This is a genomic window from Bacillus sp. CGMCC 1.16541 (assembly GCF_003184905.1).
Taxonomy (GTDB): Bacteria; Bacillota; Bacilli; order Bacillales; family Bacillaceae_H; genus Priestia.
Map to the genome: position 1 here is coordinate 1 of NZ_KZ821209.1, position 15,815 is coordinate 15,815.

The 15,815-nt window shown below is 34.7% G+C and carries 19 protein-coding genes; 14 read left to right on the forward strand and 5 right to left on the reverse strand.

All coding sequences use genetic code 11. From position 1 onward, the window contains the following. Positions 1–265 precede the first annotated feature (265 nt). A complete protein-coding gene (lexA, locus tag DIS06_RS03455) occupies positions 266–889 on the reverse strand; it encodes a transcriptional repressor LexA (protein ID WP_110111946.1) in 624 nt (207 codons plus the stop codon). A gap of 143 nt (positions 890–1,032) precedes the next feature. Here lexA and yneA point away from each other — a divergent pair, with 143 nt between their 5' ends. The 8 genes from yneA (at position 1,033) to DIS06_RS03495 (ending at position 9,223) form a co-directional block, all read left to right on the forward strand. After that, complete coding sequence (yneA, locus tag DIS06_RS03460) at positions 1,033–1,371, forward strand: cell division suppressor protein YneA (protein WP_162595863.1); 339 nt, start codon at positions 1,033–1,035, stop codon at positions 1,369–1,371. Between the two features lie 13 nt (positions 1,372–1,384). After that, on the forward strand, positions 1,385–2,035 hold the full coding sequence (locus DIS06_RS03465; RefSeq protein WP_110111879.1) for a YneB family resolvase-like protein: 651 nt from the start codon (positions 1,385–1,387) through the stop codon (positions 2,033–2,035). A 69-nt stretch (positions 2,036–2,104) separates the two neighbouring features. Then, the gene (locus DIS06_RS03470; protein ID WP_110111880.1) at positions 2,105–2,335 is read left to right on the forward strand and encodes a DUF896 domain-containing protein; all 231 of its coding nucleotides are present in this window, start codon (positions 2,105–2,107) and stop codon (positions 2,333–2,335) included. A 176-nt stretch (positions 2,336–2,511) separates the two neighbouring features. Then, entirely contained in the window at positions 2,512–4,515 is a 2,004-nt protein-coding gene (tkt, locus tag DIS06_RS03475) for a transketolase (protein WP_110111881.1), read from the forward strand. 334 nt (positions 4,516–4,849) lie between these two features. After that, positions 4,850–5,290: a sporulation inhibitor of replication protein SirA gene (sirA, locus tag DIS06_RS03480; RefSeq protein ID WP_162595864.1), complete on the forward strand. Its 441-nt coding sequence runs from the start codon at positions 4,850–4,852 to the stop codon at positions 5,288–5,290. Between the two features lie 90 nt (positions 5,291–5,380). After that, on the forward strand, positions 5,381–5,593 hold the full coding sequence (locus tag DIS06_RS03485; RefSeq protein ID WP_110111883.1) for a YneF family protein: 213 nt from the start codon (positions 5,381–5,383) through the stop codon (positions 5,591–5,593). 85 nt (positions 5,594–5,678) lie between these two features. After that, a complete protein-coding gene (locus DIS06_RS03490) occupies positions 5,679–7,436 on the forward strand; it encodes an ABC transporter transmembrane domain-containing protein (RefSeq protein ID WP_110111884.1) in 1,758 nt (585 codons plus the stop codon). After that, positions 7,433–9,223: an ABC transporter ATP-binding protein gene (locus DIS06_RS03495; RefSeq protein WP_110111885.1), complete on the forward strand. Its 1,791-nt coding sequence runs from the start codon at positions 7,433–7,435 to the stop codon at positions 9,221–9,223. The genes DIS06_RS03490 and DIS06_RS03495 overlap by 4 nt, the downstream gene beginning before the upstream one ends. 60 nt (positions 9,224–9,283) lie before the next feature. Here the strand turns inward: DIS06_RS03495 and DIS06_RS03500 are convergent, their stop codons facing one another. Further along, on the reverse strand, positions 9,284–9,454 hold the full coding sequence (locus DIS06_RS03500) for an aspartyl-phosphate phosphatase Spo0E family protein (RefSeq protein WP_110111886.1): 171 nt from the start codon (positions 9,452–9,454) through the stop codon (positions 9,284–9,286). A gap of 119 nt (positions 9,455–9,573) precedes the next feature. Between DIS06_RS03500 and DIS06_RS03505 the strand changes: the two genes are divergently transcribed. The 4 genes from DIS06_RS03505 to DIS06_RS03520 all read left to right on the forward strand — a co-directional run bounded on the left by DIS06_RS03505 (position 9,574) and on the right by DIS06_RS03520 (position 12,197). Next, a complete protein-coding gene (locus DIS06_RS03505; RefSeq protein WP_110111887.1) occupies positions 9,574–10,281 on the forward strand; it encodes a cytochrome c biogenesis CcdA family protein in 708 nt (235 codons plus the stop codon). 248 nt (positions 10,282–10,529) lie between these two features. Continuing rightward, positions 10,530–10,889, forward strand: a complete 360-nt coding sequence (locus tag DIS06_RS03510; protein ID WP_110111888.1) for a response regulator — start codon at positions 10,530–10,532, stop codon at positions 10,887–10,889. A gap of 120 nt (positions 10,890–11,009) precedes the next feature. After that, positions 11,010–11,567, forward strand: a complete 558-nt coding sequence (locus DIS06_RS03515) for a DUF2179 domain-containing protein (RefSeq protein ID WP_110111889.1) — start codon at positions 11,010–11,012, stop codon at positions 11,565–11,567. A gap of 147 nt (positions 11,568–11,714) precedes the next feature. Continuing rightward, the gene (locus tag DIS06_RS03520) at positions 11,715–12,197 is read left to right on the forward strand and encodes a CcdC family protein (RefSeq protein WP_110111890.1); all 483 of its coding nucleotides are present in this window, start codon (positions 11,715–11,717) and stop codon (positions 12,195–12,197) included. Positions 12,198–12,276: 79 nt separating this feature from the next. Here DIS06_RS03520 and DIS06_RS03525 read toward each other — a convergent pair whose 3' ends face one another. Next, entirely contained in the window at positions 12,277–12,702 is a 426-nt protein-coding gene (locus DIS06_RS03525) for a DUF2621 domain-containing protein (protein WP_110111891.1), read from the reverse strand. A 278-nt stretch (positions 12,703–12,980) separates the two neighbouring features. Continuing rightward, positions 12,981–13,220, reverse strand: coding sequence for a hypothetical protein (locus DIS06_RS03530; protein WP_110111892.1), 240 nt, complete (start codon positions 13,218–13,220; stop codon positions 12,981–12,983). A gap of 169 nt (positions 13,221–13,389) precedes the next feature. On the opposite strand from DIS06_RS03530, the gene DIS06_RS20305 reads away from it, so the two are divergent. After that, positions 13,390–13,557: a hypothetical protein gene (locus DIS06_RS20305; protein ID WP_204166743.1), complete on the forward strand. Its 168-nt coding sequence runs from the start codon at positions 13,390–13,392 to the stop codon at positions 13,555–13,557. A gap of 205 nt (positions 13,558–13,762) precedes the next feature. Continuing rightward, positions 13,763–14,251, forward strand: coding sequence for a metal-dependent hydrolase (locus DIS06_RS03535; protein ID WP_110111893.1), 489 nt, complete (start codon positions 13,763–13,765; stop codon positions 14,249–14,251). An 80-nt stretch (positions 14,252–14,331) separates the two neighbouring features. Here the strand turns inward: DIS06_RS03535 and DIS06_RS03540 are convergent, their stop codons facing one another. Continuing rightward, on the reverse strand, positions 14,332–15,540 hold the full coding sequence (locus DIS06_RS03540; RefSeq protein WP_110111894.1) for an ATP-binding protein: 1,209 nt from the start codon (positions 15,538–15,540) through the stop codon (positions 14,332–14,334). Between the last annotated feature and the right edge of the window lie 275 nt (positions 15,541–15,815).

Consider the following 15,815-nt stretch of genomic DNA (forward strand, 5'->3'; position numbering starts at 1 on the left):
TATTTTTGAGGAATTTAAAACCGTTGTTATTGAGTATTTTACAACCGTTGATTACAGTTACATAGATGGTTCTTATTTACAAAATCTAAAGTATCATATCATGTTTAGATAGGTGTGTGAAGATGAAGGTGAAAAGTAAAATAATTCAAACAACAAAGGCGTTATTAATGATGACGTAAGCTTCTTGTATACATTCCACTATTGATTTACATTTACTCATTAACAAAAGCCCAAGTCGCATATAAACAACTTGGGCTTTTGTTAATTAATGAATATTACGATATACACCAATGACTTTTCCGAGAATCGTGACGTTGTGTAAGATAATAGGCTCCATTGTAGAGTTTTCTGGTTGTAAGCGAATGAATGTAGACTCTTTAAAGAAGCGCTTAACAGTCGCTTCATCTTCTTCTGTCATGGCTACAACAATATCACCATTGTTTGCTGTGTTTTGTTGGCGAACAATGACCATATCACCATCTAGAATTCCTGCTTCAATCATACTATCACCCATAATTTCAAGCATGAATACTTGATCATCTGGTGCTACATATTTATCAGGAAGAGGAAAATATTCTTCTACATTTTCAATCGCTGTAATAGGTAAACCAGCTGTTACTTTCCCGATAACTGGAATATTTACAACATTACTTCTTGGAACTGTTGCACTCTCATCTAAATCCAAAATCTCGATCGCTCTTGGCTTTGTTGGATCTCTGCGAATCAGACCTTTGCTCTCTAGTCTTGCTAGATGTCCGTGCACAGTTGAACTTGAAGCTAATCCAACTGCTTCACCAATCTCTCGCACAGAAGGTGGATATCCTTTTACTTTTACTTCTTGCTTTATAAAATTCAATATATCTTGTTGTCGTTTTGATAGCTTCATAATATAACACCCCATATTAGCTATTCGGTGATTTTATTATAACATGGCTATATAGAAAATACAAACATAAGTTCGAAAATACTCTTGACACAAAACAAGTGTTCGAAATAAAATGAGAACATATATTCTGATAGGGGGCTATGGTAATGAAACACTACGTGGAATCTATTAAACATTATAGTGGATTTTTTATTATAATAGGAGCATTAACATGTACATTGATGTTTGTAATGAGTGATAAAAGCGTCGATTTAAATGATTATACAACAGTCACTATTTCACATGGTGATACATTGTGGGGACTAGCAGTAGAATATGAGAAGCACCATGAATTCTCATATTCTGAGTTTATACAGTGGGTGGAAGAAATGAATGAATTGAATAGGATGAAAGTAGAGAATCTTACTCCAGGAGAACAATTATACATACCTGTATTAAAAGAAAAAGTGAACTATGATTCTACATATGCATTAAAGGAAAAATAAAGGTTGTGAGAAAATGAAAGCAATAATTTATTGTCGAGTAAGCACAGAAAAAGATACACAAGAAACATCTCTTATACGCCAAAAAGAAGAGTTGCTACAATTAGCAGAAAAGTACTCTTTTACGATTGAGAGAGTGATTGAAGAAAAAGCGAGCGGTTACGAAGTAGATCGAGATGGTATTCTTGAAGTGTTGCAACTCTTAAAGGACGAAGATATAAACATCTTACTAGTACAAGATGAAACAAGGCTAGGGCGAGGGCATGCACGAATTGCCATTTTACATTGTTTACAAAAAGAGAAAACAAGCATTTTTACTATTAGTCATCAAGGAGAGTTACAATTATCAGAATCAGATTCGATGGTTTTAGAGATTATCAGCATTGTAGAAGAATATCAACGTAAATTACATAATGCAAAAATTAAGCGAGGCATGAAACGAGCTGTACAGAATGGGTATAAACCAGAACGAAACTTAAAAAACCAACACCTCAATTCTGGACGTGATCGTAAGGAAGCTCCTATTGAAGAAATCGTTCGCCTTCGACATAATAAGCTGACCTTTGCAGAGATAGCAGCGACTTTGAAGGGATTTGGTTATAATATATCAAAAGCCACTGTTCATAGACGTTATCAAGAGTATTTTGAAGGAAAAGAAAGTGAATAACTTGCTAAATAAACATCCTTTTAGTAAGATGACTACATATTATCTGTACAAATAAGGAGTTATCGCATTATGCTTTCACAAGATAAAATTGCACGTATTAATGCTCTTTCGAAAAAGTCAAAAGCAGAAGGTTTAACAGCGGAAGAGAAAATGGAACAACAAGAGCTTCGTCAAGAATATTTAAAAACATTCCGACAGTCAATGACAAATCATCTTCATACGATTAAAGTTGTTGATGAAAAAGGGAATGATGTGACACCAAAGAAGCTAAAAGATAGTAAGAAAAAACGACTACATTAAGATGTTTCAATAAAAGCTATGGGGAAGACACAAAGTACCTGTAGTTTTTTTGTATATTTTTGTTTTATATCACGAAAAATGTAAAAGTGTTAATTAATTTAAGTGAACTATTGTACAAATGAATCAATCATTAGTATGATTACATATATACATAGTTTTGAAAGGAATGAAGAGATATGACACAACGTATTGAAGACCTTTCAATTGCAACAATTCGTACATTATCAATTGATGCAATTGAGAAAGCGAATTCAGGACATCCAGGAATGCCAATGGGTGCTGCACCGATGGCTTATTCTTTATGGACACAATTTATGAACCATAATCCTAAAAACCCAGAATGGTTTAACAGAGACCGTTTTGTATTATCAGCAGGACATGGTTCCGCTTTACTATATAGCTTGTTACACTTAGCTGGCTATGATGTATCAATGGATGATTTAAAAGGGTTCCGTCAATGGGGAAGTAAAACACCAGGACACCCTGAATATGGACACACACCAGGTGTTGAAGCGACAACAGGACCATTAGGACAAGGTGTCGCAACAGCAGTTGGGATGGCGATGGCAGAGCGTCATTTAGCTGCTACTTATAATAAAGACAACTTTAACATTGTCGACCACTTTACATATAGCATTTGTGGGGATGGTGACTTAATGGAAGGTGTATCAGCTGAAGCAGCATCATTAGCGGCTCACCTCAAATTAGGACGTTTAGTTGTGCTTTATGATTCAAACGATATTTCATTAGATGGAGATCTTGATCGCTCATTCTCTGAAAGTGTAGAAGATCGTTTTAAAGCTTATGGGTGGCAAGTAGTCCGTGTAGAAGATGGAAACAACTTAGAAGAAATTGCTAAGGCGCTTGAAGAAGCGAAGTCAGACGTAAGTCGTCCGACTTTAATTGAAGTAAAAACAGTCATTGGTTATGGTTCACCAAACCGCGCTGGTACTTCAGGTGTTCATGGTGCACCGCTTGGGGCTGATGAACTAAAATTAACAAAAGAAGCATATGCTTGGACATTTGAACAAGACTTCCATGTACCAAATGAAGTATATGATCACTTTAACCAAACAATTGTTGAAAATGGTCAAAAGAAAGAAAAAGAGTGGAACGAATTATTTGCACAATATAAAGAAAACTATCCAGAATTAGCAGCACAATTTGAAGTAGCAACAGCTAACAAGCTTCCAGAAGGTTGGGAAACATCATTACCAGCATATGAAGTAGGTAGCAGTTTAGCAAGTCGTGCATCTTCTGGTGAAGCACTAAATGCAGTGGCACAAGCAGTTCCTCACTTCTTTGGTGGATCAGCAGATTTAGCTGGATCAAACAAAACAATGATTAAAGGTTCTGGCGATTTCACAGCAGAAGATTACAGTGGCCGCAATATTTGGTTCGGTGTACGTGAATTTGCTATGGGAGCAGCTTTAAACGGAATGGCGCTTCACGGAGGTTTAAAAGTATTTGGTGGTACGTTCTTCGTATTCTCAGATTACCTTCGTCCAGCTATTCGTTTAGCAGCATTAATGAAGCTACCTGTAACGTATGTGTTTACGCATGACAGTATCGCAGTTGGTGAAGATGGTCCAACACATGAGCCAATTGAGCAGTTACCATCTTTACGTGCAATGCCTGGTCTTTCGGTTATGCGTCCTGCTGATGCTAATGAAACAGCCGCAGCATGGCGTTTAGCGATTGAGTCAACGGATACACCAACAGCGCTTGTTCTAACGCGTCAAAACTTACCAACGCTTGAAGGTACGAAAGAGAATGCTTATGATGGCGTATCAAAAGGTGCGTATGTTGTATCAAAAGCAGATAAAGAAGAAGCTGATGCATTAATTTTAGCAACAGGCTCTGAAGTAAGCTTAGCTGTTGAGGCACAAAAAGCTCTTGCAACAGAAGGTATTCACGTATCTGTTGTAAGTATGCCAGCATGGGATCGTTTTGAAAAACAATCAGCTGAATATAAAAACAGTGTAATTCCTAAATCTATTAAGAAACGCTTAGCAATTGAGATGGCGAATCCGTTAGGTTGGGAGCGTTATGTTGGAGACGAAGGTGCTATTTTAGCTATTGACGGCTTTGGTGCATCAGCTCCAGGTGAAGTTATTATGAAAGAGTACGGATTCACTGTAGAAAACGTAGTAGCAAAAGTAAAAGCATTAATGAACTAAACGAAAAATAAGATGTGAAATAGAGTGAAAATCTCTCTGTTTCGCATTTTTTGTAAAATCCCTTGCATACACTATCCGAAAACAAAGGTTAGATAAGCAAGGGATTTTACTATGTAAATCTTACCGGTTGTATTTGCGCAACTGTATAAAAAAGATTGCTGTTAGCCACAAAAGCGAATAGCACCTTATCATTTTTAGATAGCCTTTGTAAAATTCGACAAAAAAAGTGGATGATTTTTCCGTAAATAGACAAGTATTTTTTTATCGACAAGTTATAATAATCGTATAGGAAGCTAGCTAAGGATGATATATAGATGGGGAAGGGAGCGAGATGATGAGAACATTTTACGTGTTTTTATTGCAAGAGGAAGTAGCCATGCATTATTTTAGAAGAGAATCGTTTCTTTATGATTTATTCCTAGCGTATAAAACCAATCATTCTGATGAGCATGAATACATAGAAAAACAGGTAAAATATATCACAAAATCAATTCCTCTTCAGTCCATCAAATCAGCTTTAGAGCAAACTTTTTCGGGAAAAGATCACTTTCATATGAATCAAAATAAGTGTAGCCTTCTACTTCCAGATAAAAAAAGCCGAGCAACGTTGCAAGCAAAGGAACAAGCAATTGTTATAAAAGCAGATGGTTCTGTGGACGCTGATACCGCTTTTTTTGAAGTTTTAAGAAAGTATGATAAGTATTTTTTGGCCGTTGATTTTGATTCTAAGCAGTATGGATGGTTAAGACCCATTAAAAAAAGGAATTTTGTATAAATATTTAAAGAAATTGAAAAGGAAATATTGTATAATAACGAGTGGTTTAGTACACTGTAATGTAGACAACATGAAGGAGGAAATAGTAATATGTGGCAACTTATTCTAGTCGGTGTTCTAGCATTACTTGCTGGAGTCGCGCTAGGATTTTTCATTGCTCGTAAGTATATGATGAGCTATCTAAAGAAAAATCCACCTATTAACGAACAGATGTTAAAAATGATGATGATGCAAATGGGTATGAAACCATCGCAAAAGAAAATCAATCAAATGATGAAAGCCATGAACAGTCAAATTAAATAACCGTTCATTGGACAGGCACTCTCAAATCGCAGGGTGTCTTTCATTATATTTTGAGATGTCAGAATAAATAAAAAAAGGAGGATTTATGAGTGTTTTTAAAGATTTATGGTGGTTTTTTAAACAAGAAAAACGATCCTACCTAATAGGTGTTCTATTGTTGGCTCTAGTAGCCGCATTGGGTTTAATTCCGCCTAAGGTCATTGGTTATGTTGTGGACAAGATACAAAGTAACTCCATTACGACTGACTTTTTATGGCGCATTTCTTTCGTATTATTGACGGTTCTAACTGTAACGTATATCGCTCGATACATATGGCGAATTATGATTTTTGGTACGTCTGTCAAACTGGCAAGACAATTACGAAATAATTTATATGAACACTTTACAAAAATGCCACAATCGTTTTACCAGCGAAAACGAACAGGGAATTTAATGGCCCATGCGACAAATGATTTGCAAGCTATTCAGCAAACAGCAGGGGTAGGTGTCTTAACATTAGTAGATTCTGTCATGACCGGTGGGTTTGTTCTTATTACAATGGCTTTTACAATCAGTTGGAAGTTAACGTTAATAAGCTTATTGCCAATGCCTTTTATGGCTTTATCGACTAGTTATTATGGAAAGTTATTACATAAACGTTTCCATGCAGCACAAGAATCGTTCTCATCTCTTAATGATAAGGTACAAGAGAGTGTAAGTGGTATAAAAGTTATTAAAACATTTGGAGAAGAAAAGCAAGATATTGCTGAATTTCAACTGTACTCTAAGGATGTTGTGAAAAAGAATATGGCTGTTGCAAAGGTAGATTCCTTATTTGACCCAACTATTTCACTAATTGTAAGCTTTTCGTTTTTATTGGCCATTGGATTTGGATCTAGGATGGTAATTCAAAATACATTAACTTTAGGAGAGCTAGTAACATTTACAACGTATTTAGGTTTATTAATTTGGCCGATGCTCGCATTCGGTTGGTTATTCAATATCGTTGAAAGAGGAAAAGCTTCTTACGATCGTGTAGCCTCGTTATTAGATGAAAAAGAAGAAATTAATGAACTAGTAAATGCAGTGCAAACACCGCCTATAGGAGCTTTAGATGTAAATATCCATTGTTTTTCTTATCCAGGTCATGATGATGTGGCGCTTAGAGACATATCATTTAGGTTAGAGAAAGGACAAACATTAGGAGTAGTAGGAAAAACGGGTGCTGGAAAAACGACATTGCTAAAACTGTTTATCCGTGAGTTTGTTTTACAGCAGGGGGAAATTACATTTGGCTCAAATTTCATTCATGAATATTCTGTAGAAGCACTACGTTCAAGCATTGGCTATGTTCCTCAAGATCACTTTTTATTTTCTGCCACGGTAGCGGACAACATTGCATTTGCAAAGCCAGATGCTAAACTAAGTGATATTTACTTTGCAGCAAAGATTGCCAATGTACATGAAGATATTATGGAATTTGCACAGGGGTATGAAACCATTGTAGGTGAAAAAGGCGTTTCTTTATCCGGAGGACAAAAACAGCGTATATCCATTGCGCGTGCTTTATTATTAAACCCAGAGTTACTCATGCTTGACGACTCTCTATCAGCTGTTGATGCAAAGACAGAAGAGCTCATTTTGCAATCGTTAAAGAGTAATCGTAAAGATCGAACAACGATTATTACGTCTCATCGTTTAAGTGCAATTCAACATGCAGACTTAATTGTTGTATTAGAGCAAGGTCAAATTATACAGAAAGGTTCACATAGTGAGTTAATTCAATGTGACGGTTGGTATAAGGACATGTTTATGAGACAACAACTTGAGACATTGGTAGAGCACGGGGGGGCAAAAGAATGAATGAACATCTATCTAATTCAAAGCAAAACCAGATAGTGAAACGACTTTTGTCTTATCTGAATCCTCATAGAAAAGCATTTATTTTCGCGTTTGCGTTGCTCGTCTTAACAACAGCAGCCGATATTATTGGTCCCATACTAATTAAAATTTTTATTGATGATTATTTAACACCACGAAATTTAGACACACAACCATTAATTTTATTAGCCATTACGTACGTTTTTCTAACAATCTCAAAAGTGGTCATTCAATATCTACAGTCATTAAAATTTCAGGAAATAGCGTTAATAATTATTCAAGAAATGCGCGTGGAAATGTTCGCAAAAGTAGAGCATTTAGGGATGAAATATTTTGATCAAACACCGACAGGGAGCCTTATTTCTAGAATTACCAATGATACAGAAGCTATAAAAGATATGTTCGTTGAAGTGATTTCTACCTTTTTACAAAATGGAGTTCTACTTATTGGTATCTTTATAGCTATGTTTATATTAGATGTAAAGCTAGCACTCTTCTGTTTAGTACTATTGCCTTGTTTGTATGCTTTAATGAAAACGTATCGTCATTTTAGTTCAATCTATTATAAAAGAATGAGAGAAAAGCTGAGTCAATTAAATGCGAAGCTTAATGAATCGTTACAAGGTATGGCTATCATACAAGTGTTTCGTCAAGAACGAAGATTACGTAAAGAGTTTGAAGAAATCAATCGAGAACATTATGAAGCTGGCATTAAAAACATCAAGTTAGATGGTCTCTTATTACGTCCAGCTGTGGATGTGTTATACGTACTATCCATTATGATGGTATTAAATTATTTTGGGATTACTGCTATCAACAGTCCAATTGAAATTGGTGTTCTCTATGCGTTTGTTAGTTACTTAGATCGCTTTTTTGAGCCTGTTAATCAAATGATGATGCGCTTATCCATTTATCAGCAGGCTATTATTGCTGCTTCGCGTGTCTTTCAGGTGTTAGATGAAAAAGAAGTCGCGCCAAATGGTAGTAACAATGCTGATGGTAAAATAAATATGGGAGAAGTGGAGTTTAAAGACGTTACGTTTTCATATGATGGAGAGAGAAATGTATTAAAAGATATTTCATTTACCGTTAAGCAAGGAGAAACCGTCGCATTAGTTGGTCATACAGGAAGTGGAAAAAGTTCAATTATTAATCTATTGCTTCGATTCTATGAACTCCAAAAGGGTGATATTTTAATTGATGGACAGTCAATTAAAACATACTCCAATCAAGAAATTAGAAAGCATATGGGACTTGTGTTACAAGATCCGTTTCTGTTTGCCAATACCGTTCACCACAATATAACGTTACACAACCAACAAATTAGTCGCCAAGAAGTAGAAAAAGCTGCTCAATTCGTACAAGCACATTCATTTATCAACATGCTACCTCACCAGTACGACGAAATTTTAGTAGAAAGAGGAGCAACGCTATCGAGCGGACAACGACAGCTTCTCGCATTTGCACGAACTATTGCAAGAGATCCCAAAATTTTAGTGTTAGATGAAGCGACTGCTCACATTGATACAGAAACAGAAGAAGCAATCCAAATAGCATTAGATAAAATGAGAAGAGGACGCACTACCATCGCCATTGCACATCGCTTATCTACTATTCAAAATGCAGATAACATCCTTGTTTTACATAAGGGCAAAATTATGGAACAAGGAAATCATCATGAGCTTCTTAAGCAAAAAGGTTTGTACTATAAAATGTATTTACTACAAAACGGTATCGATCAAGAGGTGGAAGAAGTTTCAGAAATGTAACCGATTTACATACTATGATAGGAAAAGTATGCTAAAATAGAAAAAACAACCTCTAGGTATTTAGAGGTTGTTTGCCTTGCGTGAGGGAGTTTGATTGTAGATATTTAGTAAGTGGTCTAGCTCTTGGCTATGTTTAATAGCTGAAAGAGAATTTAAGCCATTTTGACTTGCAATAGAGATAAGTTCTTCACGTTTTTTTTCAATTTGTCGTAGTAAATCTTGTCTAAGCACAGTGTGTTCCCCTTTTTACCTATCTTTTTCCTAATTATACAAGATAATGGAACTTTTTGAAAGGATATCAACAGAAAATAAGGTCATATGACAACTATTTATAAAGGAGATGAATGTTTGTGGACGATGTTAATTTATTGTTGGCTTTTGGAGCAGGTTTTTTATCATTTATTTCTCCTTGTTGCCTCCCGTTATATCCTGCATTTTTATCTTATATCACAGGTGTATCAGTGAGTGACTTAAAAGAAGAAAATGGTATGTTACAACGAAAAAGCTTACTACATACGACGTTTTTCTTATTAGGCTTTTCAAGTATTTTTATTGCGATTGGATTTGGAACTTCGTTAATTGGAAGTTGGTTTATTGATTATCAAGACCTTATTCGTCAAATAGGAGCTATTCTCATTATCTTTTTTGGACTAGTGGTCATTGGTTTATTTAAACCCAAGTTTTTAATGACAGACCGCAAACTTACTTTTTCTACGAAGCCATCAGGCCTAGTAGGGTCATCGTTAATTGGAATGGCATTTGCAGCTGGTTGGACACCGTGTACAGGCCCTATACTTGTGTCAGTTATTGCATTAGCTGCTACAAATCCTGGTTCCGGTATGTTATACATGATTGCTTATTCGCTAGGCTTTTCAATTCCTTTCTTTCTCATGTCATTCTTTATTGGGAAGGTAAAATGGATTAAGAAACATAATGTGAAAATAGTAAAGATTGGCGGTTATGCCATGATTGGGATGGGTGTTGTTCTTTATTTTGATTGGATGACAAAAATTATTATTTATACTAGCAGCTTATTTGGTGGCTTTACTGGATTTTAATCGAAATAGGTTCAAGAGAGCAGTTCTGTTACTCTACAGATAAACAATCTTTCAAAATAATTATCTAGTCGTTTATGTTTAAAGAATTGGATACATAACAGCTCTTTTTTTGTATTCAATTCTTTAAATCGATTCTTGTCGGAATGTTTTTCTTGAAAAATATTTTAAAGATTGATAAAGTAAAAAATAAGTAAAAAGTCCTATTTATATCGTTAGTTCAGAATTAAATATAGGCGGAGGGCTAAAAGTTGGCAAGAATACTAATTGTAGATGATGCAAGATTCATGAGAATGACGTTAACAACGATTTTAAGTAATGCTAATCATGTAGTAATTGGTGAAGCTGAAAACGGAAATGAAGCTATTGAGTTATATCGTACGTTACAACCTGACCTGGTGACAATGGATGTAACAATGCCTGAAATGAGTGGAATTGAAGCTGTAAAACAAATAAAACAAGAAGATCCATCTGCTAAAATTGTGATGTGTTCAGCAATGGGCCAACAAAAAATGGTTGTAGAGGCGATTGAGGCGGGTGCAAAAGATTTTATTGTCAAGCCATTTGATGAAATAAGAGTCCTTGATGCTGTTAATAGAGTATTAAGATAAGCTGTTTAAGAGTAAATTCTTAAACAGCTTTTTATTTGTAAAAAAACCCTATTTCTTTGAAAGAATGGTAGTGTTACAATGTAACCGTCATGATTTAATTTAGAAAAAGAGGTGTACTTCTTGGAAGAGATTTTACTTATTTTACTTTTGCAACTAATTTATGTACCTATTTTAACGTTAAGAACGATTTTTCTTGTTAAAGGAATGAGCATGTACGCTTCTGTTTTTGGTTTTTTAGAAGCTCTTATATATGTATTTGGGTTATCATTAGTGTTTTCGGGTGATCAAAGTACATTAGCGATGGTTGTGTACGCAGTAGGATTTGGAATTGGAATCATTCTGGGTAGTTATATTGAATCAAGACTAGCCATTGGTTATACAACATTTTTAGTGAATTTAATGACGAAAAATGAAGAGTTAATTAATCGGTTACGACAAGAAGGGTTCGGAGTTACCGTTTATCATGGAGAAGGAAGAGATAGTGCTCGATATCGATTAGATATTTTAACAAAACGAAGTCGAGAAGAAGAGTTGTTATCTTTTATTGAAGAATATGAACCAAAAGCGTTTATCATTTCATATGAGCCACGTAAGTTTAAAGGTGGTTTCCTCTTGAAATCGTTAAAGAAGCAAAAGCCGAAGAAACATTCAAAAGTACCTTCATCACAGTCAGAATAAAGGACAAATATTTTCATTTTGTGCTAATTAAACTATAATAATATAATAGGTAGGTTCCTTGATAGAGCTTCTACTCGTGTGAGGTCCTCCTATTTTTTCTAGGAATTAAAGCGGATTCATTTATTATGAGGAAAAGGATGGGTTTCAGTGGCTATTGCTTCAACCATTATGGCAATTTTTATGGCTTTATTGATGCTTTTTATTCGTATGAAAGCGGCTAAAAAGCCAGTTAACGCTAAAAAAATTATATTACCACCTATTTTTATGAGTACAGGAGCGTTAATGTTCATTCATCCAATGTTTCGCCTAACTACCGCTGAGGTCCTTGAAGCGCTGCTTGTTGGAATGATTTTTTCGCTATTTTTAATCAAAACATCAAACTTTGAAGTGAAAGAAAATCAAATTTATTTAAAGCGTTCAAAAGCATTTGTGTTTATTTTAATTGGTTTACTTATCATTCGCATTATGGCTAAGTTATATTTAAGCGCAACGATTGATGTAGGACAACTTGGTGGAATGTTCTGGGTGTTAGCGTTCGGGATGATTGTACCATGGAGAGTCGCCATGTATTATTCTTATAAAAAAATAGAGCGACAACTTCATTCACATAAGTGGAATCCACTGGTGTAAAGGAATGAAAGGAACCATTAACCACAACTTTTTTAAGCAAAAGGTCGTGGTTAATGGTTCTTTTTTTTTGTAGGTAATATTAAAATAAATGATGATAAGGTGCCACATCAATTTGTTTCTTGTGGAGTGTTTTTAATAAGAACTTATGATCACGTTTAGGTGTGGCTAGAATATAACCACGTACCACTAAATCTTGTGTTATTTTCTTTGCTTTTTCTTCGACAGCTAACTGTCCAATTCTCCCCGCAATTTTTTGGCGAGCTACATCTCGAAATAATTCTGGTACTGGCTCTACTAGCTCTTCTAATAATTGTTTTTGATCATTTGGCCATAAATGTCGTGTTTTCTGTAAGTAGTAATCTTGCCAATCTAGTTCAGACATACCATCTTCTTTTGGAAAGCGTTTTAAAAATTTACGAAACATAAAAAATCCACCAATTGCAAACATACTAACTAAAAAGACTACCCAAAATAAAATAAACCATAAAAACCAACCGCTTAACATACGTTCACCTCTATGTATATGTAACTCTTTAAAACTATTCTATCTTATCATTTTATGGAATTAAAGAGAAATCAAGATAAATTGTTACGCTTTAGTAAAAATGTTAGTTTTTCTTTTTAAAAGAATCGAGCAGGGAGTGAAACTGTCACAACGGTTGCAGTCTCATATGATAGTTATGATGAAAGAAAAAGCCAATCAATACATTCATTACGATGTACGTTTTCGAAAACAGACGCACACATCTTTTTTTGAAAATTATGTGTCGTCTGTCGAGTAAATCAGTGAGCGGAATAGTCAGCAAAAGGTAGTTGAGAGTGAATATGTTTAAAAGAAAGGAATAAAAAATGAAATTCTTCAAATGTTAATTCTTCAATCGAATAGTTTGTTAAAAAATCTTCTAACACGTCTGTTGTAATGGAATCAAACAGTCCAAATACTTCAAAGCGATAACGAAATTGAAGGTAGGTAGGTGTTAAACCGTAAAAATCAAAGATATCTTCTACTTGTCGATTATGCATAAAAATCCCTCCTTATTACTAGTATTAAGAATAGAGGTGAATTTTAAACGTATTGATAGAGGGTATACAGAAGCAGACTAGAAATAAGCAACGAACTTTTACTTTTTCGATGCAGCTCATTAGTTGATATGATAAAGTAAAATAGGGTAAATAAAGGTGGAGGTTTGCAATGTTTACATATGTGACATTATTAGGATTTTTAGCATTTTTAGTTTACGCAAGTACGTTATGTTATTCACTTTTTCAACGTGATGGAAAGGCCAAACAAAATGCCATTCGAACACTGATTAGCTTTTTTATTATGGTTATTGGCTTTATTGGCCTATCTTTTCAATAGATAATTTTGTAAGCTTGGTTGGGACAATCATGTAATAGAGAGTGATTACTTTTCAATCGACTAAATTTTAGAGAGTAATCTTTTAGCAAATCGATAAAAGCAATTGTTTCTTTAAAAAGAGCTCTTTGACATTTTTGCCATTTTATTTTATAGTGAAGTTCTAGGCGAACGTATGTGTGTATTTAGTGGAAAGAAGGTGGCATATGTGCAGTATCGTACACATATTGTGACATCAGTTGCTGCCGGAGCAGGAATTGCAACAACAACAGATATTTCGTTTACCTTTCCTTATGTAATTGGAATTGCAATAGGAGCGTTAATTCCTGATATTGATGAGCCGAATTCATTTATCGGAAGGCGGTCATTTGGATTGTCAAAGCTAATTAAAACGGCTTTTGGGCATCGAGGCATTACGCATTCAGTATTAGCTTGTTTTTTATTTGTACTTCTTTATCAAAAATATCCGAGTAACTTCACATTAGGAATTGCGGTAGGATATGCGTTTCATATTGTAGGAGATTTCTTTTCTAAGAGAGGTGTGCCATTGTTTTCACCTTTATTTAAAAAGAAGTTACGATCACCATTAACGTATGAAACGGGAGGGACACAAGAAACCATTCTTTTTTACATAGGGATTGCTGCTCTTATTTATTTTTTATATGAGTATCAGTTATACATGCAATTATTATCGTAAACGCTAAAAAACTCTTGCCCATTTTGTATAAAAGAGGCGAGAGTTTTTTATTTAGTACACAACTTACGAGGCGGAAGTTGTCATTGTCTCATTGTTTGCTTTTGTGGAAGTGCCACTTTGACAGTGGTGCCTTCAAATCGTTTACTAGTGACTTTGAATGTGCCAAAATGTTCATTAATTACTTTATTGCTAATAGTTAGGCCTAAACCTACGCCGCGTTCTTTTGTTGTATAAAAAGGCTCTCCGATTCGATTGACTCTTTCAATATCAATTCCACAACCGTCGTCACTAATTGAAATGATGACTTCATTCTCTTGAGTTTCTTCAACTTTAATCGTAATGTGCCCACTTGATTGGATCGCTTCAATTGAATTCTTCATAATATGAATGAACACTTGTTTTAATTTATGATACTGTCCTTCAATAAGTAATTCTTGTTGTGCCTCGAATTCTGTTATAAATGTTATATGGTGAAAATGATCTTGAACTTGAAAGGAGCAAACGACGTCTTGTAAAAGTTGAATGATGTTCAGTTGTTTAAATGGAGTTGCTTCTTGTTTTGCTAAACTCATAAACTCTTTTACAATTTGTTCAATCTGATTTAACTCTTCTTCCATAATAAGATGATAGTAATGGTCATCTTGGGCGGTATGCTTTTCTTTTAATAGCTGAATAAATCCTTTAATGCTTGTTAAAGGGTTTCGGATTTCATGGGCTACACTTGCTGCTAACTCTCCAATGACAGATAGTTTTTTAGAGTTTAAAATGATGGCTTCTATCTTTCGTTGTTCAGTTACATCTCTTGAAATAAAAACGAGACTTTCTACGTCTCCTTCTTTGTTTAGTACAGGCATTCCCTTCCCCTCTAACAATACTAAAGAGCCATTTGTATGGACTTTTCTATATTCAAATGAAGCTGCTGTTTTCGTTTTTAACATCGCTTCTAATACTTTCTCCACGTGTACTCGATCTTCCTCATAAATAGTAGAAAAAGCGTATGTACCAATAAGAGACTGATGATTAATACACAGTTGCTTATCATAAGAAGGAGAAGCATATTGATATATACCGTTCATGTCAATCACACAAACGAGATCGTGAGTATGTTGGAGTATAAGCTCATGGATATCCACCATTTTAATAACATGTCTTGTGTTTGTTGAAGGGTGATTTTCTAATTCCATTAATGGATGGCTTTCATTATGGGTAGTAGATGTTTTCATAGGTTGTCCGCAAAAGCGACAGAAATTATACGTTTCGTAAGATCCACAAGATTGACAAAATGACATTGGCTCACCCCATTTAAAGTTAGATGTGAAAATTTTCGTTCTATGTAATCAATTCTATCACTGAAACCATTACCTTTATATGAAAAATATAGTAAGTTTCAATAAAAATCAACATCCATCAAATTAGTAAATATCGGTCTAGAATCCATGAATGATGACTTAAAATGTCTTTATACGGCTGTATAATGTCATGTAAATAAAATTTAGAAAGGGATAAATAATAAACAAAAGGTACACGTATTCATATATTTGTGTGACTCGCTCACAATATGGAT